We start from the raw sequence: 23321 nt of genomic DNA on the forward strand, positions 1-23321 counted from the left end.
GCGCGCCCAGGACACCGTGACGCTCCTGGAAACCGCGCAGAAGGGCTGCGAAGGCGCGTCCAGCGGGGTGAAAACCGCGGGTGAGGTCGTCGCCGCGGTGCGGGCGCTGGTGCGGGACATCATCGCGGAGCTGGTCGGCCACCTGATCAGCTGGGCGTTGCAGGTGCTGTTCACCCTCGGCATCGGGATGACGTGGGTTGTCCCGCAGGTGATCGGCGCGGTGGCGAAGACGGCGTCGAAGATCGCGGACCTGGTGAAGCGGTTGGTGACGGCGTTGAAGGCGCTGATTCCGCTGTTGAAGCGGGCGGGTGATTTGTTCGCGGATGCGGCGAAGGCGTTGCGGAAGATCAAGCCGGGCAAGGCGGCGCCGCCGCCGAAGCACGCCGACATCAAGGGCGGGCCGAAGGACATCGGCGGCCCCAACGGCAAGGGCGGCCCGGACGGACCTCCCCCGAAGACCGACCCGCCGCCGAAGGGCGGCGACAGCACCAGCGCGGCGGGCGCGAAGGGCGACCCGCCGCCCAAGACCGACCCACCGCCGAAGACCGATCCGCCGCCGGCGTCGAAGGGCCCCGACGACAACCCGGCCCCCGGCGGCGGCTCGACCACGCCCTCGGGCGCGGGCAAGGGCGACGGCGGCAAGGGCGCGGGCTCGTCGAACAAGCCGGACAACCCGCGCGACCGCGGCGTCGGCCCGGACGACCGCGTCTGCAAGTCCGACCCGGTCGACGTCGCGAACGGCGACGTCGTGCTGGAGCAGCGCGATCTCGAGCTGCCGGATCTCCTCCCGCTCGTGCTCGACCGCACGCACGTGTCGTCCTACCGGGCCGGGCTGTGGTTCGGTCCGACGTGGACGTCCACTGTGGACCAGCGGCTCGAGCTCGACGACGAGCACGTCTGCTACTTCTCCGCCGACGGCCTGATCCTGGTGTACCCGCACGCCGAGCCCGGCGTGCCGGTGCTGCCGCTGGAAGGACCGCGGCGGCCGCTGACCCGGACGGCGACCGGCTACACGCTGCACGACCCCCTGGCCCGGCGCACGCTCACCTTCGCGCCGCTGCCCGGCCGCGGCGGCGCGCTGCAGCCGCTGCAGCAGGTCGAAGACGCGGGCGGCGCCGTGATTTCGTGTGCCTACACGCCTTCCGGCGAGCCGTCGCGCCTGACGCACTCGGCGGGCTACGAGGTGGCGCTGACCACCGACCGCGGCCGCGTGGTGGCGGTGGACGTCGTCGACGGCGGCACCGGCTACCGCGTCCGCGCCGTGCGCTACGACTACGACGCGCGCGGGCGGCTGGTCGCCGTGGTCGACTCCTCGGACACCCCGGTCCGGTTCGAATACGACGACGCCGGCCGGATCACCGGCTGGCACGACCGCAACGGCGTCTGGTACCGCTACGTCTACGACGCCGCCGGGCGCTGCGTGGTCACCGTCGGGGACGGCGGTTTCCTCGACGGCCGGTTCGCCTACGACCCGGCGCAGCGCGTCACGAGGTTCACCGACTCGCTCGGCCACACCAGCGAACACCACTTCAACGAGCTGGGCCAGCTCGTGCGCGATGTCGACCCGCTCGGCGCGGTCACCGCGTACACCTGGGACCGCTACGACCGCATGTTGAGCCGGACCGACCCGCTCGGCCACACGACGCTGTTCGAGCACGGCGAAGCCGGCGAGCTGCGGGCGGTCGTGCGGCCCGACGGCAGCCGCGTCGCCGTCACCCGGCACCTCGACGGCGCCCTCGACATCGCGGTCGAGGCCGTCGGCCGCGTCTGGCGGCGCCACTACCCGGCCGGCGGCGCGCCCGATCCGTACACCACGCTGCCCGGCATCGCCGACGGTCCCGCCGAAGAAGCACCGAGCGCGGACGAGCCCGGCACCGCGGCGGCCACCGCCGCCGAGCTGCGCGAGCGCGGGGACGGCACCGACCTGTTCGGCCGCCCGAAGGTCGTCGTCGACGCCGCCGGCGGCCGGTCCGCGCTGCGCTGGAGCGTCGAAGGCAAGCTGCTGGCCCGGACCACGCCGTCCGGTGCCCAGGAGGCCTGGCGCTACGACCGGCAGGGCAACGAACTCGGCCACACCGGCCTGCTCGGCCAAGCCGAAGCCCGCGAGTACGGCCCGTTCGACCTGCTGACCGCGGTGACCGACCCGACCGGCGCGCGCACGGTGTACACCTACGACACCGAGCTGCGGCCGATCGCGGTGACCAACCCGGCCGGGCTGACCTGGCACTACACCTACGACCCGGCCGGGCGCCTCGCCGCCGAGTCCGACTTCGACGGCCGGGTGACCCGCTACACCCACGACGCCGCGGGCCGGCTCGTGCGGTCGGAGTCCGGCGGCCTGGTCGTCGAGTACGCCTACGACCTGCTCGGCAACGTCGTCTCGCGCCGCACGGCCGACGAGCTCACGACGTTCGCGCACGATCCGGTCGGCCGGCTCGCCGGCGCGGCGAACGCCGAGTCCCGGGTGGACATCGAGCGCGACGACCAGGGCCGCGTGCTCGCCCACACCGTCGACGGCCGGACCGTCTCCTTCGGCTACGACGACGAAAACCACCTCGTGCACCGCCGCACACCGTCCGGAGTGGACAGTCTGTGGCGGTTCGACCCGGACGGCGTCCCGGTCGCGCTGGAGACGGCCGGCCAGTCGATCCGCTTCGGGCACGAGGGCGGCGCCGAAACCCGGCGCGTCTTCGGTGACGTCGTGCTCGAACAGGCCTACGCGGGGGAGCGCCTCACCGGCCAGGCCGTGACGGTCGCCGGGCGGCGCGTGCATTCCCGCGGCTACGACTACCGGCCCGACGGCGAGCTCACCGGCGTCGACGACGACGTGACCGGCCCGGTGCGCTACCAGCTCGACGCCGCCGGCCGGGTCACCGCGGTCACCGGCCCGAACCGCGCCGAGCACTACCGCTACGACGGCGCGGGCAACATCACCGGCACCGCGCGGGAACGCCGCTTCTACACCGGCACCCGGCTGACGGCGTCCGACACCACCGCGTACGAGTACGACGCCCACGGCAGGCTCGTGTCCCGCCGCGACGCCTCGGGCGCGGTCTGGCACTACACGTGGAGCGCCCTCGGCCGGCTCACCGGTGTCGTCACGCCGGACGGCAGCCAGTGGCGCTACCGCTACGACCCGCTCGGCCGGCGGACCGCGAAGCAGCGGATCGTCGCGGGCCCGGGCGGCGCCCCGGTGGTCGCCGAGCAGGTGCTGTTCGCCTGGGACGGCACCACCCTCGTCGAGGAGCAGGCCGGCACCCGGGTCACCACCTGGGAATACCACCCGGACGACGGGAAGCCCCTGGCGCAGCTGGCTTCCGGCCGGCTGGCCACGGTCGTCACCGACCAGGTGGGCACGCCGATCGAGCTGGTCGACGCGGCCGGCACGCTGCTGTGGCGCGGCCAGGCGGACCTGTGGGGCGCGCCGGTGACGCCGCAAGAGCCGGCGGACCCGGCCGGCACGCCGCTGCGGTTCCCCGGCCAGTACCGCGACGCGGAAACCGGGCTGCACTACAACGTCTACCGCTACTACGACCCGGCGACCGGGCGGTACCTGAGCCCGGACCCGCTGGGTCTCGAGCCCGCCCCGAACCCGGTCGCCTACGTGGCGAACCCGCTCCTCGCGGCGGACCCGCTGGGGCTCACGGCGACGGTTTCCCCGTGCGGGAAGGTCAGCGACAAGGCGCCCCCGAAGCGCCAGCGGTCCGAGGACGACTCGACGAACGCGTCCGGCTCCGGCTCGAACAAGAAGCCGAAGACCGGCCAGGACTTCAAGCCCGGGGACATCGTCAACGACGACCTCAAGGACCCGGCGATCGACAAGTACAAGAACTTCCCGAAGGACGACCCGGACAACCCGCTCGGCCGGCGCCTGAAGGACTCCGAGGGCAAGACGAAGGTCAAGCGGTCGGAGGACGTCGGCGAAGCCGGTGCCCACGACTACCTGAAGAAGGTCACCGGCAAGGACGACCTCGACATGATCACGCCGACGAAGACCAACCCGCTGCCGGCGGGGAAGTACGGCACCAAGCCGGGCGAGCCGTGGCCGAACGCGGTCGCCTTCAACGGCAACAACGTCGCCGACGTCGCCTACTGGGACGGCAAGACCATGCACGTCGTCGAGGCGAAGGGCAACGGGTCGACGCTGACCGGCGGCCCGATGCACGGCCGCGTGCAGAAGTTCGACCCGGACACCGGCGCCCCGGTGCCGCCCGCGAACCGGCCCAACGAACACCGGATGGACCAGGGCAGCACGGAATACCTCAAGGACGTCGCCGCGAACATGAAGAACAGCAAGCCGGAGAACGCGACCTACGACGGCCGGGGCGAGGTCGGAACCTCGATCTGGAACGCCATCCACAACGGCCACCCGCCGGTGAAGTACGTTCCCGTCAACACGACGGTCGGCCCGGACGGCAAGGCGGTCGTCAAGGTGACGCCGGGGTACGGGGAGTAGGGCATGAGTTACGAGCTGGTCTTCCGCGCCGCGTCGGCGGCCGAGTTCCGGGCGCGGGTGGCCGCCGACCCGGTGGTGGCGGCGTTCCGCGAAGCGGGCGGCGGCGAACCCACGCCCGAGGTGGCGGAGGCCGTCGTGCGCACGGCGCTGGCGATGGGCGAGGAGGTCGGCCGCACCGGGCACACCTCCGCGGGCGGTGACTGGTTCCGCGAGGAGCTGTTCGACGGCGTGCTCGCCGGGCTGCTGGGCGCCGACGTGGCCGACCACCTGCTCTCGCGCAACCTCGAAGGGATCGTCTGGACCGACTACCCGATGGTCGGGTTCGTGCTCGCCGACGAGCTCGCCGAAGCCTTGGCGAAGGCGGGCGGCGACCGGCCCGAGGACCTGGACGAGGACGCCGCCGAGGTGGTCGACGCCGTGCTCACCGCCCTGCGCAAGGTGGCCGACGCCGGGCAGGACGTCATCACGGTGTACACCTGAGCGGTCCGTTCGGGGGGTCGACAGCGGGCGCCCGCGCGGGCGACACTGAGCCGATGACCGGCCTGATCACCGGAAGCCGTGTCCGGCTGCGGCCAGCTGCCGCCCCGGACGCCGCCCGGTTCGAGGAGATCCTGTCGCACCCCGAAGTCGCCCGCTGGTGGGCCGACGCCGAGGAGCCGGTGGCCGCCCAGGTGTCCTATCTGCTGGACCCCGACGAAGGCACCACGACCTACGCCATCGAACACGATGACGACGTAATCGGCATCGAACTGGCCTTCGAGGAGGCCGATCCGCAGTACCGCCACGCCGGGATCGACATCGCGGTGCACCCGGACTTCCAGGGCCGCGGCCTCGGCGCGGACGCCATCCGCACGCTGGCCGGGTACCTGTTCACCCAGCGGGGGCACCACCGGCTGGTGATCGACCCCGCGGCCGGCAACGAGGCGGCGATCCGGCTCTACCGGTCGCTCGGCTTCCGGCCGGTCGGCACGATGCGGTCCTACGAACGCGGTCCGGACGGCAACTGGCACGACGGGTTGCTGATGGACCTGCTCGTGGACGACCTGGTCCCGGCCGCCGCGCTAGCCGGCTCGTGAGCGGCCGCGCGGTCGCGGCCCGGCCCTTGCGGCGGGTCGCCGTGGCGAGCGCGGTGGGGACCACCATCGAGTGGTACGACTACTTCATCTACAGCACGGCGACGGCGCTCGTGTTCGGCAAGCTCTTCTTCACGTCGCTGTCGCCGGCTTCCGGGACCCTGGCCGCGTTCGCGACGCTCGGGGTCGGATTCCTGGCCCGCCCGGTCGGCGGGATCCTCTGGGGCCACTTCGGCGACCGCGTGGGCCGCAAGGCGATGCTGGTGCTGTCGCTGCTGCTGATGGGCGTGGCCACCGTCGGCGTCGGGCTGCTGCCGACGTACTCCGCGATCGGGGTCTGGGCGCCCGTCCTGCTGCTCGTCCTGCGGCTGCTGCAGGGCCTGAGCGCGGGCGGCGAATGGGGCGGCGCGGCGCTGATGGCGGTCGAGCACGCGCCCGAGGACCGCCGCGGCCGGTACGGCGCGTTCTCCCAGATCGGCGTCCCGGCCGGGTTGATCCTGGCGCAGCTGATGTTCTTCGTGCTCGGCAAGGCGCTGACCGACGCGCAGTTCGCCGCGTGGGGCTGGCGGGTGCCGTTCCTGGCGAGCATCGTGCTCGTCGGCATCGGCCTGGTGATCCGGCTGCGGATCGAGGAAAGCCCGGTGTTCTCGCGGTTGCGGGAGGCGGAGCAGCGCAGCAGCCGGCCGATGGCCGACGTGCTGCGCGAGCGTCCGCGGGCGCTGCTGGTGGCGTCCGGCAGCTTCATCGCCAACACCGCCATCGGCTACATCTTCCTGGCGTACCTGCTGTCCTACGGCACCTCGGTGCTCAAGATCAACCGCACCACCCTGCTCGTCGTCGTCATCGTCGGCAGCGTGACGTGGCTGGTCAGCATCCTCGTCGCGGCCGCGTGGTCCGATCGCGTGGGCCGCAAACCGGTGTACCTGGCCGGATCGGTGCTCCTGGTGGTCTGGCCGATCCCGTTCTTCCTGCTCGTGGACACGCGGGCGACGGCGTGGCTGATCGTGGCGGTGGTGGTGCTCAACATCGGCCTCGGTGCCACCTACGGGCCGCAGTCGGCGTTGTTCGCGGAGCTGTTCGAGCCGCGCTACCGCTACAGCGGGGCTTCGTTCTCCTACGCCGTGGGCGCGGTGCTGGGCGGTGGCTTCGCGCCGTTGATCGCGACGGCGTTGCAGACCGCCACGGGCACCTCGTTTTCGGTGTCGCTCTACCTGGTGGCGGTGGCGGTGGTGAGCCTGGTCGCGGTGCTGTTCATCCCCCGGGATCAGAGCCGGTCGAGCCGGACGGCGGCGGCCATCCGCTCGTAGCCCGCGTCGCCCGGGTGGAGGTGGTCGCCGGAGTCGTAGGCCGGGAGCAGCCGGAGCGGGTCGGCCGGGTCGCGGAGCGCCGCGTCGAAGTCGATGACGGCGTCGAAGATCCCGCCGGTGCGGATGAGCGCGTTCACCGCCTGGCGGGTCGCTTCGAGGGTGTCGTCGTAGACCCGCCAGCCCTTGAACGGCGTGAGCGTGCCGCCGAGCACCCGGATACCGCGGGCGTGCGCCTGCGTGACCAGCTGGCGGTACGCCGAGGCGATCGCGGCCGGGTCGGTCTGGTGCGGGTCCTGCTGGATGTCGTTGATGCCCTCCAGCACGATCAGCGTCCGCACGCCGCCGACGCTCAGGACGTCCCGGTCCAAGCGGGAGAGCGCGTTCTGGCCGGCGCTGGAGCCGGGCACGTCGAGCAGCAGCCGGTTGGCGCTGATGCCGGCGTTGAGCACGCCGTAGCGGTCGTGCAGCCGGTCGGCGAGGTAGTCCGGCCAGCGGTGGTTGGCCGCTGGGAGTGACCCGGCGCCGTCGGTGATCGAGTCGCCCAGTGTCACGATCGAAGCCCGCGCGTTCGAGCCGGGGTGCCCGCCCTGGACGTCGACCCCGGAAACGTAGTGCCACACCGACGTCTGCTCGGTGTAGGGAGCGCCGGACTCGCTGGCCGCGAAGTCGCCGTTGCGCGTGAAGTACGACGTCTGCATCGCGAGCGGGTGATAGGTCACCGGTCCGGACTTCGCCGGCACGTAGGTCGTCACGAGCAGGTTGGCGTCGGCCGGGACCCGGAGCTCGGCCGGATCGCTCACGGCCTCGGCGCCGGCCGGCACGACGACGCTCGGGGCGCCGCCGAAGGCCAGGGACCGCAGGGTGCCCGGCACGGCGTCCGGCCCGGTGCTCTGGACCGCGACGGTGACGTGGCCGAAGGTCAGGGGAGTGGTACCGAAGGCGTTCGACAGGTGGACGCGGGTGCGGTCGCCGCCGGCGCTGGTGTGCACGACGTTGCGGATCGAATAGCCGGGGTAGCCGTCCGGGGTGTTCGCCACGCCGGCCGCGGGCGCCGTGGCCCAGGTACCGACCCAGCCGCCGGCCTGCTCGGCGAGCACCGGGGCCGCGCTTTCGGGGTTCGCGCTGCCGGGCGTCGTGAGGAGGCCGATTCCCGCCAGCACGGCCGCGCTCACGGCCACGAAACGTCGCATGTTCCCACAGTTGCCCGTGATCCGCGGGAGCGGCGACCGCTGATCAGGTGACATTGGACAGTCGCGGTGGACAAGATACGGGCCGGGGCGGGCCCGTCCGGGATTCTGGGGATGCCGGACGGGCCCGCGCGAGGTGGCCGTTGCCGCGACGGCCGCTCGCCGGGGTTACCCGGTCCCGATCGGGCGGAGGCTGGCCCGGATCGTTGCGTCGTGGTGACCCCGGAGGGCGTGTGCGAGACGCCCTCACCCCAAGCACGGCCGCCGGCCCGGCCCGGTTCAGCGCATGCCGAAGGTTTCTCTTCCGCCCGGCCGCGAAAAGCCGTGAAGGCCACCTCGAGGGACGCGGTGTCCTGGAGGTGGCCTTCACGGCGTCGAGCGGGAGGCTCAAGCTGCGGCGGCGGGAAATCCGGTGAGGGCGCGGTGGCCCGCGTCGGTCAGTTCGGCGGGGGCCCACTGGCCGGGCGCGACGAGCCGGGTGGCTCTGACCAGCCCGGCGCGGGCGAGGTCGTGGGCGGTGTTCTGGTCGCAGCACGAGAGGCCGTCCACGCGGAGGTCGGGTTCGCAGCTGCAGCGGAGCTCGGCGCGTCCGTCGGCGATCGCCTTGAGCATGGCGATCGCGCGGCGGCTCAGCGCGTTCGGGTCGGTGGACATCGGTCTGGCCTTTCGGTGCGGCTGGGTTCTGGCGCGAGGGCTGCAGCTCGTTACCTAGGGATACGCGGTGAACACGAGCACGGTTCACCACGATCGGGCCAGTTGGCCCCTTGACACGGCGCAGGCCAGCAAGCAGGCTCATTCATCGGATGAATCAGTTCCGCCAGCGACAGATGTGCGTCTTGAGGACGAACTCTGTCGAAATTCCGCCGTAGTCATCCGATCCCTGGAGGCTCAGTGCCGACCTTCCCCCGCCGCCAAGCTCTGGGCATCGCCCTGGGTGGTGCCGTCGCGCTCAGCGCGGCCGGCCGTACCCCCGCCGGCGCCGCCGGCCCCGTGGACGCCGCCCCGGACCGCGCCGACACCCCGATCGTCCCGCCCCCACCGCCGGTCCCGGTGGCCCTCGACCCCTGGTTCACCAACGACGGCATCGACAGCGCATCGGCCACCGGCGGCGACTTCGACGGGTCCGGCTACACGTTCCCCGCCGAGCACCTGCCGGCCGGGCAGACCGTCACGGCCGGCGGCGTCCCGTTCCGGCTCGGATCCGCGGCCGCCGGGGCGAAGAACAACATCGCCGCCACCGGGCAGCGGATCGACCTGCCGAAGGGCCGCTACTTCGCCGCGTACTTCCTGGTCGCCGGCAGCTACGGCGCGGCGGGCGGCCCGGCGACCGTGCACTACGCCGACGGCAGCACGAGCACCGGCTCCCTGTCCGGCCCCGACTGGTACACCGGCAGCGGCGCGCTCGTCTCGCCGTTCCGCTACGCGCCCGGCGGTGTCGTCGACAACAACCCGGTTTCCGTGGCCACCGGCCAGGTCTGGCTCGACCCGGCCCGCGAAGCCGTCGCGCTGACCCTGCCCACGACGGCGAACCCCGCGCCGAACGTCGCCAGCCTGCACGTCTTCGCGCTCACCCTCCAGCCGGTCGCGGTGGGCCGCTCGGCGCTGATCCTCGACGGCCGCTCGTCGGCGAACCTGCTGACCGACGGCGGGCCGCAGGCCGCCGAAGCGACCATCGTCAACGCCGGGACCGTGTGGCTCGGCGCGGGCGACCGGGTGGGCGTCACCGTCGACGTCCCCGGCGGCCGGACGGTCGTGCCCGCGACCGTCCGGGCGCTCGCGCCGGGGGAACAGGCGACGGTCCGGCTCGGCCTCGCCCCCAACGCGTCCGTGCCGCCCGGCACCACCACGAACGGCCAGATCCGGGTCACCGCCGGCCGCGGCACGCTCGCCACGCAGCAGGTCCCGATCACCCTCGGCATTCCGGACTTCCGGCCGGCCGACGCGTCGCTCTCGACGCACCGCGCGCCCTACTGGTTCAACGACAGCAAGTTCGGCATCTTCATCCACTGGGGCGTGTACGCCGTGCCCGCGTGGGCGCCGGTGGGGCAGCAGTACGCGGAGTGGTACTGGCAGAACCAGCAGGACCCGAACGGCGCGACCTACGCCTACCACCGGCAGAAGTACGGCGAGAACTTCACCTACGACGGCTTCATCCCGCTCTTCACCGCGGCGAAGTTCGACCCCCGCAGCTGGCTGAACCTCATCGCGGACGCGGGCGCGGAGTACTACGTCCTGACGTCCAAGCACCACGACGGCTTCGCGTTGTGGGACACGAAGGTCAGCGACCGCAACTCCGTGAAGCTCGGCCCGAAGCGCAACATCGTCGACGAGCTCTTCACGGCGTCGCGGAAGTACACCCCGCAGCTGCGCAACGGCCTGTACTTCTCGCTGCCGGAATGGTTCAACCCGGACAACCCGTGGATGGGCCACGCGCCGCGCAACCCCTACACCGGCGCGTCGCTGCCCTACACCGGCTACACCGCGGGGAAGGACTTCGTCCGCGACTACCAGGCGCCGCAGGTGCTCGAGCTGATCTCCGAGTTCGACCCGGACGTGCTGTGGTTCGACATCGGCGGGGTCAACGACACCCGCGCGGTGATCTCGGAGTACTTCAACCACGCGAAGAACCGCAAGCGCCCCAAGGACGTCACCTACAACGACCGCGGCGGCATCCCGGACCACGACTTCACGACGCCGGAGTACACGACCTACCCGAACACCGTGGTGGCGAAGTGGGAGGCGAGCCGGGGCCTCGACCCGTTCTCCTACGGCTACAACCGCGCGACCCCCGACGACCGGTACATGACGGCGGAGGAGGTGGTCCGGACGCTCGTCGACATCGTCTCGAAGAACGGCAACTTCCTGCTCGACATCGGCCCGGACTACGACGGCACGATCCCGGCCGTCATGCGGACGCACCTGCGGGACGCGGGCGCCTGGCTGAAGGTCAACGGCGAGGCGATCTACGGGACGACGTACTGGTCGAGGATGGCCCAGCTCGGCGACCTGCGGTTCACGGTCAAGCAGAACGAGGCGTTCTACGTGCACTCGCTGATCGCGCCGGGCAGCCGCGTGGTCGTGGACGCCCCGGTGCCGATCCGCGCCGGCGACCGGGTGACCATGCTGGGCTACCGCGGGAACCTGCACTGGACGGTCGAGAACGGCTCACTGGTGATCGACGTCCCGGCCGCGGCCCGGCAGGCGGGCCGCTACACGTGGGTGTTCAAGATCGCCTGGAGCTGACCCGCCGTTCGGTCAGCGAACGCAGTTCCCGCGGGACCGGCCCGGGGTGGACCACGCCCAGCCGCTGGGTGGCGCGCGTCATGGCCACGTAGAGGTCGTTGGGTCCGCACGGGCCGGCCGCGAGGACGGCGGCGGGGTCGGCGATCACGACCGAGTCGAACTCGAGGCCCTTCGCTTCGGCCGGGGTCACCAGCACCACTTCGGCGGTCAGGTCCGGCGGCACGCTCAGCGACAGCGCGGCCGCCAGCTCGCCGGTCTCCGGCGCGATGATCGCCAGCTGCCCCTCGGTGTGCTCGTCGACGAGTTCGGCGAGCACACCGGGCAGGTCGGTGGCCGCCTGGCGCCACGGCGGATTTCCGCTCGCGCGGACCGACGTCGGCGGCCGCAACTCCGGGTGGTGCGCGGCGAGCAGCTCCGCCGCGACCTCCATGATCTCCGCCGGCGTGCGGTAGCCGACGGTCAGCTGCGCGAGCCGGTGCGGCCGCGGCACCCGGTCCCACGACGCCGCGCCCGCCGCGCTCCCGGTCTGGGCCGGGTCCCCCACGACGGTCATCGACCGGGACGGGCAGCGGCGCACCAGGACGCGCCAGTCCATTTCGGACAGTTCCTGGGCCTCGTCGACCACCACGTGCCCGAACACCGGCACGCTCTCGCCGACCAGTGCGGCGGCCTCGTCGAGCAACGGGACGTCCGCGGCGCTCCACGGTCCCTCGACCACCTCCGCGGGGGTCAGGGAGGGCCACAGCTCGTCGAGCACGTCCCGGACGCCGGCGTCGCCGAGCAGGGCGGTCCGCAAGGCTTCCCGGTCCGGCTCGTCCAGGAGGACTCGCGGGCCGTCGTCTTCGGCCGGGTCGAGCACGACGCCCGCGGCGGCCAGCGAGCGCAGCTCGGCTTCGCCGAGGCGGCCGTCGGCACTGCCGCCGTCGAGCGCCTCGCCGGCGTCGGTGAACGCGACCGCCTCCATCCGGGCGACCAGCTCCCCGGTCAGCGTGGCCACGACCGCCCGGTGGAACACGTCCCGGGCCTGGTTGTGCGGCAGCCCGGTCTCCCTGGCCTGCCGGACGGCCCGGCGCACCACCGCCGGGTCCAGCCGCAGGACCTGCTGTTCGAACTCGACGTCCACCGGCTCCTCGGGCACCCGGACGGTGGCCCGCACCGCCTCGGCCAGCCGGGACGCCATGTCCGCCCGGCCCTTGCGGGCGGCTTCCGCCGCCGAGTCCACCCGGGTGACGGCGACGCCGGGACGAAGATCGGGCACGGTCGCCGTCACCACCCGGTTCTCGCCGAGCCCGGGCAGCACCTGGCCGATGTAGTCGAGGAACACCCGGCTGGGGCCGATGACGAGCACGCCGCGGGTGCGCAGGTGCTCGTGCGTGTAGAGCAGGTACGCGACCCGGTGCAGGGCGACGGCCGTCTTGCCCGTGCCCGGGCCGCCCTCCACGACGAGCACGCCCTGGGCGTCGTCCCGGATGATGCGGTCCTGCTCGGCTTGGAGCGTCGTGACGATGTCGCGCATGCGCCCGGTGCGCTCGGCCGTGACCGCGGCCAGCAACGCGGCCTCGCCGACCAGCCCGTCGCGCGGCCCGGCCGGGTCGAGCAGTTCGTCGTCCACGGCGACCACGGTCCGGCCGCGGGTGGTGATCCGCCGCCGGCGCACGACCTCGCCCGGCTCGGCGGCGGTCGCGGTGTAGAAGGGCCGGGCGGCGGGCGCACGCCAGTCCACCAGCAGGGGCCGGTCCTTCTCGAACAGCCCGAGCCGCCCGATGTGGACACGCCGGCCGCCGGTCAGGTCCAGCCGGCCGAAGCACAGCCCGTCCTCGACCGCCGCGAGCCGCGCCACCTCGGCCCGCCACACGTCCGAAGCGTGGCCGCGGGCGAGGGCGGCGGCCGCCTCCTCCCGCAACGCGTCGAGGCGGGCGTAGAGAACGTTCACGTGGTCCTGCTCAGCGGCGATTTCGTGCATGCCGGAGAGCGTGCCCGGGATCTCGCGGAAAGTGCAGTCTTGTTCTTCTTGACAGCGTCAGCGCGCCTCAGAAGTCCGCGTTCTTGCCGATGTACAGCTCCGCGAACGCCGCCGCGGCCGCGGGCGAACCGAGCAGGCGGCGCATCCGGGCCTCCGCGATGCGCGCCGCGAACGGGTTCCCGCCCGCGGCCGCGGTGTGGTGGAAGACGTCGGACAGCCACAGCGAAAACTCCTGGTACTGCCACACCAGCGGCAGGCACGCGGCGGAGTAGCCGGCCAGCGGCGCCGGATCGCCCGCGTAGTACGCCTCGAACGCGTCGGCGAGCAGGAACGCGTCGTGCAGGGCGAGGTTCATGCCCTTCGCCGCGATGGGGGCGACCAGGTGCGCCGCCTCGCCCGCGAGGTGCAGCCGGCCGTGCGACATCGGCTCGACGACGTAGTTGTGCATGTCGAGGATGCGCTTCTCGAACAGCTTTCCCTCGATGATCGCGCCGCCGGGCACCGCCAGCCGCGCGTGCAGTTCCCGCCACACGCGCTCGTCGGGCCAGTCCGCCACGGTCTCACCCGGTGCGGTCTGCAGGTAGAACCGCGTCACCGTGGGCGTGCGCGCCATGTGCGCGGCGAACCCGCGCGGGTGGATGCCGAACAGCACGCCGCCGGCCGACGGCGGGGCCTCCGCGAGCAGCGCCAGCCAGCCGATTCCGTAGTCGTGGTGGGCTTTCACCGTCGATTCCGCCGGCAGGTAGCCCTGGCTGACGCCGCGGGCGCCGTCGCAGCCGGCCACGAAGTCGCAGTCGATCCGGTGCTCGCCGCCGGTCCGGAACGTGACGGCGGGGGAGTCCGACGTCAGGTCGTGCAGCTCGACGTCCGAGACCTCGAAGACCGCGTCACCGCCGGAGCCGGTGTACTGCGCGACCAGATCGGTGACCAGAAGCTGTTGCGGGTACACGAAATGCCGCTGCCCCGTGACGTCGCCGTAGCGGAAGACGTGCCGCTGCCCGGCGAACCGGAACTCGAACTCCTCGTGCCGCGGCGCCTTCGCGACGAGCTGCTCGCCGAGGCCCCGCCGTTCGAGCCCGCGGACCGCCCACTCCTCGATGAACCCGGCCCGTGGCCGCTGTTCGATGAACGCCCGGCTCTGCGCCTCCAGCAGCACGCAGCCGATTCCCGCGCGCCGCAGGAGGTTCGCCACCGTGAGTCCGGCCGGGCCCGCCCCCACCACGGCCACCGCCGTGCGCCTCGCCACCATGCGCCCGAGGGTAGCGCGAACCGGACGAACCGCTCAGTAGTAGTGCCGCAGCGCGGGCCACGCCTGCGACCACGGCCGCGTCAGCGTGCACAGCGAAAGCACGACACCTTCCTCGTCGTTGTCAACGCCTTCGGCGTTGTGGTGCTTGGCGACCGCGCGGCACCCGGTGATCAGCCGGGCCGCGGGCGAGCCGGGCTGCACCCGCCCGACGAGCAGCACCGGGCCGACCAGCCGGTCCGGCGGCGGCCCCCAGTCCGCGTACGACATGTGCGGCGAATACGGCTGCGGCAGCCCGAATTCGGGGCCGTAGCGCTCGATCGCGCCGGCTTCGCCGTAGTTGCCGGCGAGGATGACCGCGGTGTCGCGCTCGGCGTCCGGGATCCGCCGCCACGCACCCGCGACGCTGCCGGCGAAGTCCGGCCAGCCGACCTGCTCGCCCGGCTCCTTGTTCATCGCCAGCAGCGGGCCGTTCAGCGCCGACGCCGGCACGATCGGGAGTCCGACGAGGACGGACACGGCCACGCACACCGCGGCGGCCGCCCCGGCGAGCGCCCGCCGGAGGGTCCCGCCCCGGCCCAGCCACCGCAGCGCCGGTTCCGCGCCCAGCGCGACCAGCGGCAGCAGCAACGGCACCGAGTAGTACGGCTTCCCGCCGAGGACCAGGAGCTCGGCGCAGACCACCGGGTAGGCGATGGCCAGCGGGCGGGCCCAGCGCAGGGCGGGGTCACGCCACGGCCGCACGAGCCCGGCGATCCACACCGGCACCAGCAGCGGCGAAAGGAGGAGCAGCTGCATCGGCACGAACAGAAGGCGGTTCTCGGTGCCGTCGTCCTCGCTGATCCCGCCGGCGACGGTCAGCATCGGCCAGCCGTGCGACGCCTGCCAGAGCACCACCGGAGCCGCCAGGACGGCGGCGATCCCGATGCCGGCGGCCAGCCACCACGTCCGCAGCACCCGGCGCGGCCCGGCGATGGCGACGCCGATGCCGAGCCCGGACAGCAGGAGCAGGACGAGCCACTTGTTCGCCAGGCCGAGACCCGCGGCGGCACCGGCGGCGAGCCACCACCGGCCGTCGCCGGTGCGCAGCAACCGCAGGCCGAAGAGCGCGATCAGCGACCACAGCAGCACGTCCGCGGAGTTGGTCGCCAGCATGTGCGACACGACCAGGACGTAGGACGACAGCGCCGTCGCGATCGCGGTGAACAGCTGGACACCGCGGCCGCCGCCGAACTCGCGGGCGATCAGCGCGACCACCACCACGGTCGCCATCCCGAGCAGGGTCGCGATCACCCGCAGGCCCGTGGGTGTCTCGCCGAACAACGCCGTCGACGCCCGGGCGAGCCACGGGGTGATCGGCGGGTTGTCGACGTACCCCCAGTCCGGCCGGCGGCCCGCGGCGACGAAGTACAGCTCGTCGCGGTGGAAGCCGTAGCGCCCGGACAACGCCGTCAGCACGACGGCTTGGACCGCCACGACAATTCCGACTGGTAGCGCAGCGAACCGCGGCAAGTCCCGACCGGCCCCCATGTCAGTCTCCCCTCGGCGTGCGGAGGATCGTACGCCGGGGATCAAGCCGCCGGGACCACTCCGAGGAATTCGCCGCCGGCGTCGGCGACCAGCTCGGCGAGGGTCTGCGCGCGGCGCAGCGGCGTGAACCGGACGTCACCGCGCGGCGACACGGTGAACCCGTACACCGCCGGGCGCGGCAGCGTGTTGTACGCGTAGTGCGCGCCGAAGTAGTAGGCGCCGGTGTCGTGGGCGACGACGAGGTCGCCCGGTTCGAGCAGCGGCAGCGGCCGCTCGCGGGCGAGGAGGTCCCCGGCGAAGCACAGGGGCCCGGCGATGTCCTGCGGTACCTCGGGTCCGGTCTTCGGCGTGCCGGTCGGGTCGAACGCGCCGATCCGCAGCGGCCAGTGCTCCGGCTGGAGCACCGTGCGCGCCGCCACCTGGGCACCCGCGTGCGTCACGGCGATGTGCCGTCCGCCGGCGACCTTCGTGTACTCCACCGTGCTCACGAGGAAGCCGCTCTTCGCCAGCAGGGACCGGCCGAACTCGGTGATGAACGCGTAGCGCCCGCCGGCCAGGGCCGGGACCCGGGCCAGCAGCGTCGCGACGTACCCGGCGTACGTCGGACCCGGCTCCTCGGAGGTGAAGTCCACCGGCAGGCCGCCGCCGAGGTCGAGGCTGGTGACCTGCCGGTACCCGGCTTCGGCGTTGATCTCCTCGGCGAGTTCGTGCACCGCCGCGACGCCGTCGGCCATCAGCTCCGGCGGGCAGCCCTGCGAGCCGACGTGGACGTGCAGCCGGGTCAGCCACGGCCGGTGCGCGAAGGACTCGAGCAGCAGCCCCCGGTTTCCGGCGTCCCGCAACGGAATGCCGAACTTGGACGCCGCCGTGGCGGTGCTCGTGTCGCCGATCCGGCCGGCCCCGACCTGCGGGTTGATCCGCAGGCCCAGCACCGACCGCGGCGGTGTCGCGCCGACCAGCCGGTCGAGCCGGGCGAGCTCCTGGAAGTTGTCGGCGTTGACCGCCGTGCCCTCGGCCAGTGCGTGGGCGAGCTCGGCGGTCGTCTTGGCGGGGGAGTCGAGCACCAGCCGCGGGCCGCGCAGGCCCGCCGCCTCCGCGACCGCCGTCTCGCCCGGGCTCGCGACCTCGGCGTCGATCCCGAGGTCGCCGAGGAACCGCAGGAGGGGTGCCAGGCCGCACGCCTTGGCGGCGACCGTGTGCTGGACCCGCCCGAGCGGCGTGAACGCCTTCGTCAGGTCTTCGGCGGTTTCCCGGACGGCGGCCAGGTCGACGAACCCGGCCATCGGGGCGGCGAGCCGCCGGTCCGCCGCGGCGGCCAGGGCGAGCAGCTTGCGGTCGGTGCGGGTCAGGGGCGCGCTGGTCGTGGTCACGGCATCCAGGACAGCAGCGGGCGCGGCGGGGCGTCCAAGACTTCGTCCCGATCAAATCATAGGAGCACCTTATAATCGCTGGGTGGACCTGCGCCGATGGCACTACTTCGCCGTGCTCGCCGAGGAAATGCACTTCACGAAGGCGGCCGCCCGGCTGTTCGTGTCGCAGCCGTCGCTGAGCCAGCAGATCCGCGCCTTCGAGGCGGAGCTGGGGGTCGCGCTGCTCGACCGCACGGGCCCGCGCTTCGCGTTGACCGACGCCGGGCGGGTGGCCGCCGCCGAGGCACGCGACCTGCTCGATCGGCTGGACCGGGCCCGGGGCGCGATCACCGCGGCCGGCCGGGGTGACGCCGGGCGGCTGCGGATCGCCTACACGCGTTCGGCGCCCGGCCCGCTGGCCGGCGACCTGGTCGCGGCGTACCGCGAGCGGCACCCGGCCGTCGAACTCGCCCTGGAAACCGGCTGGACCAGCCTGAACGTGGCCCGGCTGGCGGCGGGCGAGATCGACGTCGGCTTCGTGCGGCCGCCGGTCACCGTCCCGGGCATCGAGGTCGCCGTGGTCGGCTCCGAAGAGGTCCTGCTCGCGCTGCCGTCGGGGCACCCGCTCGCGCACCGCCGCGGCCGGGTGCGGCGCGCCGCGATCGCGGCCGAGCCGGTGGTGTTCTGGCCGCGGGAGAACGGTCCCGGCCAGTACGACGCGATCAGCGGCCAGGTCTGGCCCGGCGGGCTGCCGCCGATCGTCCGCGAAGAACCGGAGGACGAGCAGCTCATGCGCGCGGTCGCCGAAGGCGCGGGCCTCGCGGCGGTCCCGGAGCACCGGGCCCGGGCGCTGCGGCGCCGCGGGGTGGTGCTGCGGCGGCTCGAAGACCCGCCCCCGAGGATCGACCTGGGCCTGGCCTGGCGGGCCGGCTCGGCGTCCCCGGTGGTGCGGGCCTTCGTCGCCCTCGCTTCCGCCGGCTAGTGCGCGCCGAGCGCCCTGCGCACCGCCGAGACGACGTCGGGGTGGCCGAGCGGCAGCGGCGGCGGCACGCGGTCTTCCGGGCTCACGGCGCTCGACGCGACCACCCGCACCTCCGTGCCCGTCTCGAGCAGCTTGGCGACCACGTCGTCGTGTTCGGCCAGCCAGGCGTCATTGGCCTGGAGGGCGTCGTCGGAGGCGAGGAACGCGTCCGAGGCCGGGTCGACCAGCAGCAGGTGCGTCGCCGCACCCGGGTGCCGCTCGACGAGCTGCAGCGCCTCCGCCGCGAACGGGCCGCTTGCCACGACGGCGATCTCGGGATCGTGCGGGCCGGCGTCGCCGAGGAGGTCGTCGGCTTCGGTCAGCGCGCCGCCGGCGGGCATCCGGCACCAGAACACGGCGCGCTCTTCGGCCAGCGGCCGCCAGGTCGCGGGCAGCTCGTCGTGCTTCGCGGCGCCCGCCGGATCGAGGACGATCACCTTGGGCCCCGACGGGTCCCCGGCGGTCACCACGGCGGGGCCTTCGGAGCGGACGGGTGCGGGTTCGGCGGGCATGGGCGTTCCTTTCACCGAAAGGGCGTTCAGCGACGGGGGAGTTCCGGGCTGTCCGTGTCGAGCGGCACGGCCCCGGAGCGGACGAGTCCCAATTGGACGGTCTGGCGGCCGGTCAACGCCTCCAGGACCCAGTCGGCGGCCGTGCGCACGCGGTTGCCCGGCATCGCCATCAGGTGGTAGGCGCGCGTCACGACCTTCGCCGGGCGCCCGGACAGCGGGATGTGCAGGGGGTTCGCCGCGGCGGCGCCGGCCCCGAGGTCGACGACGAAGCCGAGGTCGTGGTGCCGGTAGGTACCCCGGCGGCCGTACCCGAGCGACGCCGCCACGTTGCGCCCGGCGAGCCGGCCTTGGCGCTCGGCGTGCTGCGCGGTCATCGCGGTGTACTGGCCGGGACGCGTGAGGTCGGGCACCGCGGCCGCGTCGCCGCAGGCGAACACGTCGTCGCGGCCCGGCACGGTCAGCTGCTCGCTGACCACCAGCCGGCCCTTCGCGGTCTCGAGCCCGAGGCCGGCCACCAGCGGGTCCGGCCGCACGCCGACGCACCACACGAGGGTGCGGGCCGCCACGGCGTCGCCGTTGGTCAGCGTGACGCCCTTGGCGTCGGCGTGCTCGACCGAGGTCCTCATGAGCACCTCGACCCCGCGCGAGCGCAGCACCTGGTCGGCGGTCCGGCCGAGCCGCCCGGCGAGCTCGGGCAGCACCCGCTCGGCGACGTCGAGCAGCAGCCAGCGGATCCGCTGCCCGGCCAGCTCGGGGTGACGCTTGGCGAGCGCCGCCGTGAACGCGGGACCCTGCGCGGCGACCTCGGTGCCGGTGTACCCGGCCCCGACCACCACGAACGTGCAGCGCGCGTCGCGTTCGGCCGGGTCGTCGGCCGCGGCCGCCAGTTCGATCTGCCGGGTGATGTGGTCGCGCAGGTACAGCGCCTCCGGCACGCCGCGGAAGCCGTGCGCGTACTCGGGGACGCCCGGGATCGGCAACAGCTTGTTGACGCTGCCCGCGGCCAGCACCAGCCGGTCGTACCCGATCCGGTGTTCGTTGTCTTCGGGATCGGTGTAGGTGACGTGGCGGGCATCGAAGTCGACACCGGTGGCCACCCCGAGGACCAGGCGGACTCCGCGCAGCGTCTCGGGGATCGACACCGCGACGCGCCGCGGGTCGAGGATCCCGGCCGCCACTTCGGGCAGCAACGGCAGGTAGAGGAAGTAATCCGTCGGGTTCAGGACGACCACTTCGACGTCTTCCCCGGCTTGCTTCCGCAGGCTCTTCGCCGCGTGGTATCCGGCGAAACCGCCGCCGACGATCACGACACGCATGGAGCTCCTTCCGGGGCGGATTTCCGTCCCGAACGGATTACCCGAGGTCGGAGCCCGGAAACCCGCGGGGTTGACCTCACCCCCCAGGGGCGTACGGTCAGGGTGTTGGCTGTTGTTCAGACACGTGCTCCGGTCAGCGCCCCTGCACCGCTGAGAATAGGGAGCGCCATGTACGACTGTTTCCGCACGCTTTACGAACCGTCCGGCCTCACCGTCACCACGACCGAACGACCGGGTGGGATCACCGTCTTCACCCTGGTCGGCGACATCGACGCCGCCACGGTCGGCATCCTCGACGAAGCCCTCGCCACCGGTGAGCGGCTGGTCGTCGACCTGACCCGGGTCGCCTTCCTGAGCTGCGCGGGGGTCCGCTCGCTCCTGCAGGCGAACGCCCGCACCGAAGTCGCCGTCGTGCTCGGCGGCCACGCGGTCACCCGTTCGCTCGAAGCGACCGGCGCCGACTTGCTGCTGAAGATCCACCCCCGCGTCGGCGCCGCGCTCGCCGGCTTGGCCCTCGAGCCCGGCCGGGAGGCGTGACCGCTCGCCGGACACGCCTCCCGCCGTCCACTGTGTACTTTCAGGTCTTGGACGACGTTTGCTTCAGTCGTCTCCGGGCCAGTCGCCGGTCGCCTTGCGGTAACCGACGGCACCGGCCCGTTCGGTGGCGGCCTTGACGGCACCGAAGATCGCCCCCTGCACCGCCGCCGCGATGACCACCTGACGCCAGGTGTAGTCGCGGTCGGTGGCGTCGGGGGCGTCGTCCTCCCCGACCACGCGGCTCCAGACCTGCTTGAACACCTGGCCGGCGAGGATGCCGCCCAGGGCACCCACCACCCAGCTCAGCGGCTTGTAGAGCGCTTTGTTCACGAGTTCCTCCGGCGCAGGATCAGGCGGATCAGGATCAGCAGGCCCAGCACGCCGGCGAAGACCGGCAGCGGGTTGGCGCGGACGGCGTCGGCGCCCTGGCGGAACTTGACCGCGGTCGGCTCGTTCGTGACGTCGGCGACCTTCGCGGTCGCCTGGTCGAGCTTTTCGTCGACGTTTTCCTTGACCCTGGCCTTGACGTCGAGCTTCTGCCCGAGCGCCTCCAGGGTTTCGGTGAGCTCCTCCCGGGTGGCGTCCCGGTCGAGGCGCGCCTCTTCGGCGTTCTTCGGGAAGTCCCCGCTCATGACCGCACTCCCTGCTTCACGGTGTCCACGTCTTCGCGGACGCCGCTGATCGCTTCCTCGGGCACCGGCGGCACCCCTTGCGCCACTTCCTTCTTGCCGACCAGCGCCGCGATCCCGGCCACGACGAACAGCGCGACCGCGACGATCACCGCCGCCAGCCAGCCGGGCACGACCAGCGCGAGCGCCAGCACGGCCGCCGCGACCAGCGTGCCGGCGCCGAGGAACGCGAACAGGCCCGCCGCGCCGAACAAGCCGGCGCCGAGGCCCATTTTCTTACCCTTGCGCTGCAGCTCGAAAGCCGCGAGCCGCATCTCGTCCCGGACGAGCCGCTTGACCTCGTCGGTCAGGTCCGTCACCAGTTCGCCGACCGAGCGGTCGGAAGCCGGCTTCTTGTTCACCTCTTCGATCACCGAACACCTCCTTGCCTGGTCGCCGTGTACCCGGCTCGGCCGTGCGTCAATCGCGCCGCGTTTGACCTCCGGTGCACCGGGTAGCCGCTGTGTGCCCTCAATGACGGGTACCGACCATCGACGAGGAGGAGTGCATGAGCACGATCACCGAAATCGTGGACGTGGAAGTCCCCGTTTCGACCGCGTACAACCAGTGGACGCAGTTCGAGGAATTCCCGCAGTTCATGGAGGGTGTCGAAGAAATCCGCCAGGTCGACGCCACCCACACCCACTGGGTGACGCGGTTCGGTGGCGTGACGCGCGAATTCGACGCGACGATCACCGAGCAGCACCCCGACGAACGGGTCGCCTGGACGTCGGACTCCGGGCCGGATCACGCCGGTGTCATCACCTTCCACCGGCTGGACGACTCGCACACGCGGGTGACCGCGCAGATGGACATCGACCCGGAGGGCTTCGCCGAGAACGTCGCCGACAAGCTCGGCGTGCTCGGCCGGCGCGTGAAGGGCGATCTCAAGCGGTTCAAGGAGTTCATCGAGCAGCGTGGCCGGGAGACCGGCGGCTGGCGCGGTGACGTGGACCGCCCGGGCCGGTAGGACCCGCGAGTCACCCGTTCGGGGTGAGTTGTCGCGGCGGGGCGGGATCATCCGCCCCGCCGCGTTTCACGTCCGGGGACCGCCGGGTAGGCCGGACTCATGACGACCACCACAGCCGGCGTTCCCACCTTGGAATTGAACAACGGCGTGCGGATCCCGCAGGTCGGGTTCGGCGTTTTCCGGATCCCGCCCGAGGAAACCGCCCAGGCCGTGCGGACGGCCCTGGAAACGGGGTACCGCCACATCGACACCGCACAGGCGTACCGCAACGAGGCCGGTGTCGCCGCCGGGATCGCGGAGTCCGGGGTGGCACGCGAAGACGTGTTCGTCACGACGAAGCTGGCGAACGACGCGCACGGGCACGACAACGCGATCACCGCGCTCGAAGGCAGCCTGCGCCGGCTCGGCTTCGACTACGTCGACCTTTACCTGATCCACTGGCCGTTGCCGGCCAAGGACATGTTCGTCCGGACGTGGCACGGCTTCGAAGACATCCTCCGGGCGGGCAAGGCCCGCGCCGTCGGCGTGTCGAACTTCCAGCCCGCCCACCTCGACCGCCTCGCCGGGGAAACGTCTCTGGTGCCCGCGGTCAACCAGATCGAGCTGCACCCGGCACTGCAGCAGGCGGAGCTGCGCGAGTACCACCGGGCGCACGGCATCGCCACCCAGGCGTGGAGCCCGCTGGCGCAGGCCGGCGTGCTCGGCGACCCGGTGCTCACCGGCCTGGCGGAGAAGCACGGGCGAACGCCGGCGCAGGTCGTGCTGCGCTGGCACGTCCAGCTCGGGAACATCGTCTTCCCGAAGTCGGCCTCACCCGATCGGATGCGCCGGAACATCGACGTGTTCGGCTTCGCACTCGACGACGAGGACATGGCGGAAATCGGCCGGCTGGACGAAGGCCGGCGCACCGGGCCGGACCCGGACACCTTCACCGCGTGACGGG

General features: G+C 72.8%; 20 protein-coding genes. 9 read left to right on the top strand and 11 right to left on the bottom strand.

Going from position 1 to position 23321, the window contains the following annotated elements:
- Positions 1-16 precede the first annotated feature (16 nt).
- From C2L58_RS45905 to C2L58_RS45920, 4 genes are read left to right on the top strand one after another with little or no spacing between them, the layout of a single operon-like run.
- Positions 17-4456 (top strand): RHS repeat-associated core domain-containing protein, encoded by a 4440-nt coding sequence (locus C2L58_RS45905; protein WP_233226309.1) that lies wholly within the window; start codon positions 17-19, stop codon positions 4454-4456.
- A gap of 3 nt (positions 4457-4459) precedes the next feature.
- Positions 4460-4936: a hypothetical protein gene (locus C2L58_RS45910; RefSeq protein ID WP_103343907.1), complete on the top strand. Its 477-nt coding sequence runs from the start codon at positions 4460-4462 to the stop codon at positions 4934-4936.
- Positions 4937-4989: 53 nt separating this feature from the next.
- Positions 4990-5532 (top strand): GNAT family N-acetyltransferase, encoded by a 543-nt coding sequence (locus tag C2L58_RS45915; protein WP_103343908.1) that lies wholly within the window; start codon positions 4990-4992, stop codon positions 5530-5532.
- Positions 5529-6836: an MFS transporter gene (locus C2L58_RS45920; protein ID WP_103343909.1), complete on the top strand. Its 1308-nt coding sequence runs from the start codon at positions 5529-5531 to the stop codon at positions 6834-6836. The genes C2L58_RS45915 and C2L58_RS45920 overlap by 4 nt, the downstream gene beginning before the upstream one ends.
- Here C2L58_RS45920 and C2L58_RS45925 read toward each other — a convergent pair.
- Both C2L58_RS45925 and C2L58_RS45930 read right to left on the bottom strand, forming a co-directional pair.
- Positions 6794-8026 (bottom strand): SGNH/GDSL hydrolase family protein, encoded by a 1233-nt coding sequence (locus tag C2L58_RS45925; RefSeq protein WP_103343910.1) that lies wholly within the window; start codon positions 8024-8026, stop codon positions 6794-6796. The two genes, C2L58_RS45920 and C2L58_RS45925, sit on opposite strands and share 43 nt — an antisense overlap.
- Positions 8027-8410: 384 nt before the next feature.
- A complete protein-coding gene (locus C2L58_RS45930; RefSeq protein ID WP_013227053.1) occupies positions 8411-8677 on the bottom strand; it encodes a hypothetical protein in 267 nt (88 codons plus the stop codon).
- A 237-nt stretch (positions 8678-8914) separates the two neighbouring features.
- Here C2L58_RS45930 and C2L58_RS45935 point away from each other — a divergent pair, with 237 nt between their 5' ends.
- Positions 8915-11266 (top strand): alpha-L-fucosidase, encoded by a 2352-nt coding sequence (locus tag C2L58_RS45935; protein WP_103343911.1) that lies wholly within the window; start codon positions 8915-8917, stop codon positions 11264-11266.
- On the opposite strand, the gene C2L58_RS45940 is transcribed toward C2L58_RS45935, so the two are convergent.
- From C2L58_RS45940 to C2L58_RS45955, 4 genes are all read right to left on the bottom strand, one after another.
- Complete coding sequence (locus C2L58_RS45940) at positions 11247-13229, bottom strand: HelD family protein (protein WP_103343912.1); 1983 nt, start codon at positions 13227-13229, stop codon at positions 11247-11249. The two genes, C2L58_RS45935 and C2L58_RS45940, sit on opposite strands and share 20 nt — an antisense overlap.
- Before the next feature lie 67 nt (positions 13230-13296).
- Positions 13297-14478 carry a 4-hydroxybenzoate 3-monooxygenase gene (locus C2L58_RS45945; RefSeq protein WP_103343913.1) on the bottom strand — a complete coding sequence of 394 codons (1182 nt, stop codon included), beginning with the start codon at positions 14476-14478 and terminating at the stop codon, positions 13297-13299.
- A 33-nt stretch (positions 14479-14511) separates the two neighbouring features.
- The gene (locus tag C2L58_RS45950) at positions 14512-15951 is read right to left on the bottom strand and encodes a glycosyltransferase family 39 protein (protein ID WP_233226310.1); all 1440 of its coding nucleotides are present in this window, start codon (positions 15949-15951) and stop codon (positions 14512-14514) included.
- A gap of 95 nt (positions 15952-16046) precedes the next feature.
- On the bottom strand, positions 16047-17375 hold the full coding sequence (locus tag C2L58_RS45955; protein WP_103343915.1) for a diaminopimelate decarboxylase: 1329 nt from the start codon (positions 17373-17375) through the stop codon (positions 16047-16049).
- A gap of 82 nt (positions 17376-17457) precedes the next feature.
- On the opposite strand from C2L58_RS45955, the gene C2L58_RS45960 reads away from it, so the two are divergent.
- Positions 17458-18336, top strand: coding sequence for a LysR family transcriptional regulator (locus C2L58_RS45960; RefSeq protein ID WP_103343916.1), 879 nt, complete (start codon positions 17458-17460; stop codon positions 18334-18336).
- On the opposite strand, the gene C2L58_RS45965 is transcribed toward C2L58_RS45960, so the two are convergent.
- Together C2L58_RS45965 and C2L58_RS45970 are read right to left on the bottom strand one after the other, a co-directional pair.
- Positions 18333-18887, bottom strand: a complete 555-nt coding sequence (locus C2L58_RS45965; protein ID WP_103343917.1) for a hypothetical protein — start codon at positions 18885-18887, stop codon at positions 18333-18335. The genes C2L58_RS45960 and C2L58_RS45965 overlap by 4 nt on opposite strands.
- A gap of 26 nt (positions 18888-18913) precedes the next feature.
- The gene (locus C2L58_RS45970) at positions 18914-20203 is read right to left on the bottom strand and encodes an NAD(P)/FAD-dependent oxidoreductase (protein ID WP_103343918.1); all 1290 of its coding nucleotides are present in this window, start codon (positions 20201-20203) and stop codon (positions 18914-18916) included.
- A 168-nt stretch (positions 20204-20371) separates the two neighbouring features.
- Between C2L58_RS45970 and C2L58_RS45975 the strand changes: the two genes are divergently transcribed.
- A complete protein-coding gene (locus C2L58_RS45975) occupies positions 20372-20740 on the top strand; it encodes an STAS domain-containing protein (RefSeq protein WP_103343919.1) in 369 nt (122 codons plus the stop codon).
- A gap of 63 nt (positions 20741-20803) precedes the next feature.
- Here the strand turns inward: C2L58_RS45975 and C2L58_RS45980 are convergent, their stop codons facing one another.
- The 3 genes from C2L58_RS45980 to C2L58_RS45990 are packed head-to-tail and all read right to left on the bottom strand — an operon-like array spanning position 20804 to position 21782.
- Positions 20804-21070 carry a DUF4235 domain-containing protein gene (locus C2L58_RS45980; protein WP_103343920.1) on the bottom strand — a complete coding sequence of 89 codons (267 nt, stop codon included), beginning with the start codon at positions 21068-21070 and terminating at the stop codon, positions 20804-20806.
- Positions 21067-21372, bottom strand: a complete 306-nt coding sequence (locus tag C2L58_RS45985; RefSeq protein WP_013227044.1) for a DUF3618 domain-containing protein — start codon at positions 21370-21372, stop codon at positions 21067-21069. Before C2L58_RS45985 ends, C2L58_RS45980 begins: the two co-directional genes overlap by 4 nt.
- Entirely contained in the window at positions 21369-21782 is a 414-nt protein-coding gene (locus C2L58_RS45990) for a phage holin family protein (RefSeq protein WP_103343921.1), read from the bottom strand. The genes C2L58_RS45985 and C2L58_RS45990 overlap by 4 nt, the downstream gene beginning before the upstream one ends.
- Positions 21783-21916: 134 nt before the next feature.
- Here C2L58_RS45990 and C2L58_RS45995 point away from each other — a divergent pair, with 134 nt between their 5' ends.
- Both C2L58_RS45995 and C2L58_RS46000 read left to right on the top strand, forming a co-directional pair.
- Complete coding sequence (locus C2L58_RS45995; protein WP_103343922.1) at positions 21917-22378, top strand: SRPBCC family protein; 462 nt, start codon at positions 21917-21919, stop codon at positions 22376-22378.
- A gap of 99 nt (positions 22379-22477) precedes the next feature.
- Complete coding sequence (locus C2L58_RS46000; RefSeq protein WP_103343923.1) at positions 22478-23317, top strand: aldo/keto reductase; 840 nt, start codon at positions 22478-22480, stop codon at positions 23315-23317.
- The last annotated feature ends 4 nt before the right edge of the window (positions 23318-23321 follow it).

Origin of the sequence: Amycolatopsis sp. CA-126428 (assembly GCF_002904335.1) — a bacterium.
Classification (GTDB): domain Bacteria; phylum Actinomycetota; class Actinomycetes; order Mycobacteriales; family Pseudonocardiaceae; genus Amycolatopsis.

What these genes read in the sequence shown, in the direction of transcription:
- C2L58_RS46000 (WP_103343923.1), top strand. Translation starts at nt 22,478, where the DNA reads ATGACGACCACCACAGCCGGCGTTCCCACCTTGGAATTGAACAACGGC.
- C2L58_RS45945 (WP_103343913.1), bottom strand. Translation starts at nt 14,478, where the DNA reads ATGGTGGCGAGGCGCACGGCGGTGGCCGTGGTGGGGGCGGGCCCGGCC.
- C2L58_RS45910 (WP_103343907.1), top strand. Translation starts at nt 4,460, where the DNA reads ATGAGTTACGAGCTGGTCTTCCGCGCCGCGTCGGCGGCCGAGTTCCGG.
- C2L58_RS45930 (WP_013227053.1), bottom strand. Translation starts at nt 8,677, where the DNA reads ATGTCCACCGACCCGAACGCGCTGAGCCGCCGCGCGATCGCCATGCTC.
- C2L58_RS45985 (WP_013227044.1), bottom strand. Translation starts at nt 21,372, where the DNA reads ATGAGCGGGGACTTCCCGAAGAACGCCGAAGAGGCGCGCCTCGACCGG.
- C2L58_RS45965 (WP_103343917.1), bottom strand. Translation starts at nt 18,887, where the DNA reads ATGCCCGCCGAACCCGCACCCGTCCGCTCCGAAGGCCCCGCCGTGGTG.
- C2L58_RS45915 (WP_103343908.1), top strand. Translation starts at nt 4,990, where the DNA reads ATGACCGGCCTGATCACCGGAAGCCGTGTCCGGCTGCGGCCAGCTGCC.
- C2L58_RS45925 (WP_103343910.1), bottom strand. Translation starts at nt 8,026, where the DNA reads ATGCGACGTTTCGTGGCCGTGAGCGCGGCCGTGCTGGCGGGAATCGGC.
- C2L58_RS45970 (WP_103343918.1), bottom strand. Translation starts at nt 20,203, where the DNA reads ATGCGTGTCGTGATCGTCGGCGGCGGTTTCGCCGGATACCACGCGGCG.
- C2L58_RS45975 (WP_103343919.1), top strand. Translation starts at nt 20,372, where the DNA reads ATGTACGACTGTTTCCGCACGCTTTACGAACCGTCCGGCCTCACCGTC.
- C2L58_RS45940 (WP_103343912.1), bottom strand. Translation starts at nt 13,229, where the DNA reads ATGCACGAAATCGCCGCTGAGCAGGACCACGTGAACGTTCTCTACGCC.
- C2L58_RS45995 (WP_103343922.1), top strand. Translation starts at nt 21,917, where the DNA reads ATGAGCACGATCACCGAAATCGTGGACGTGGAAGTCCCCGTTTCGACC.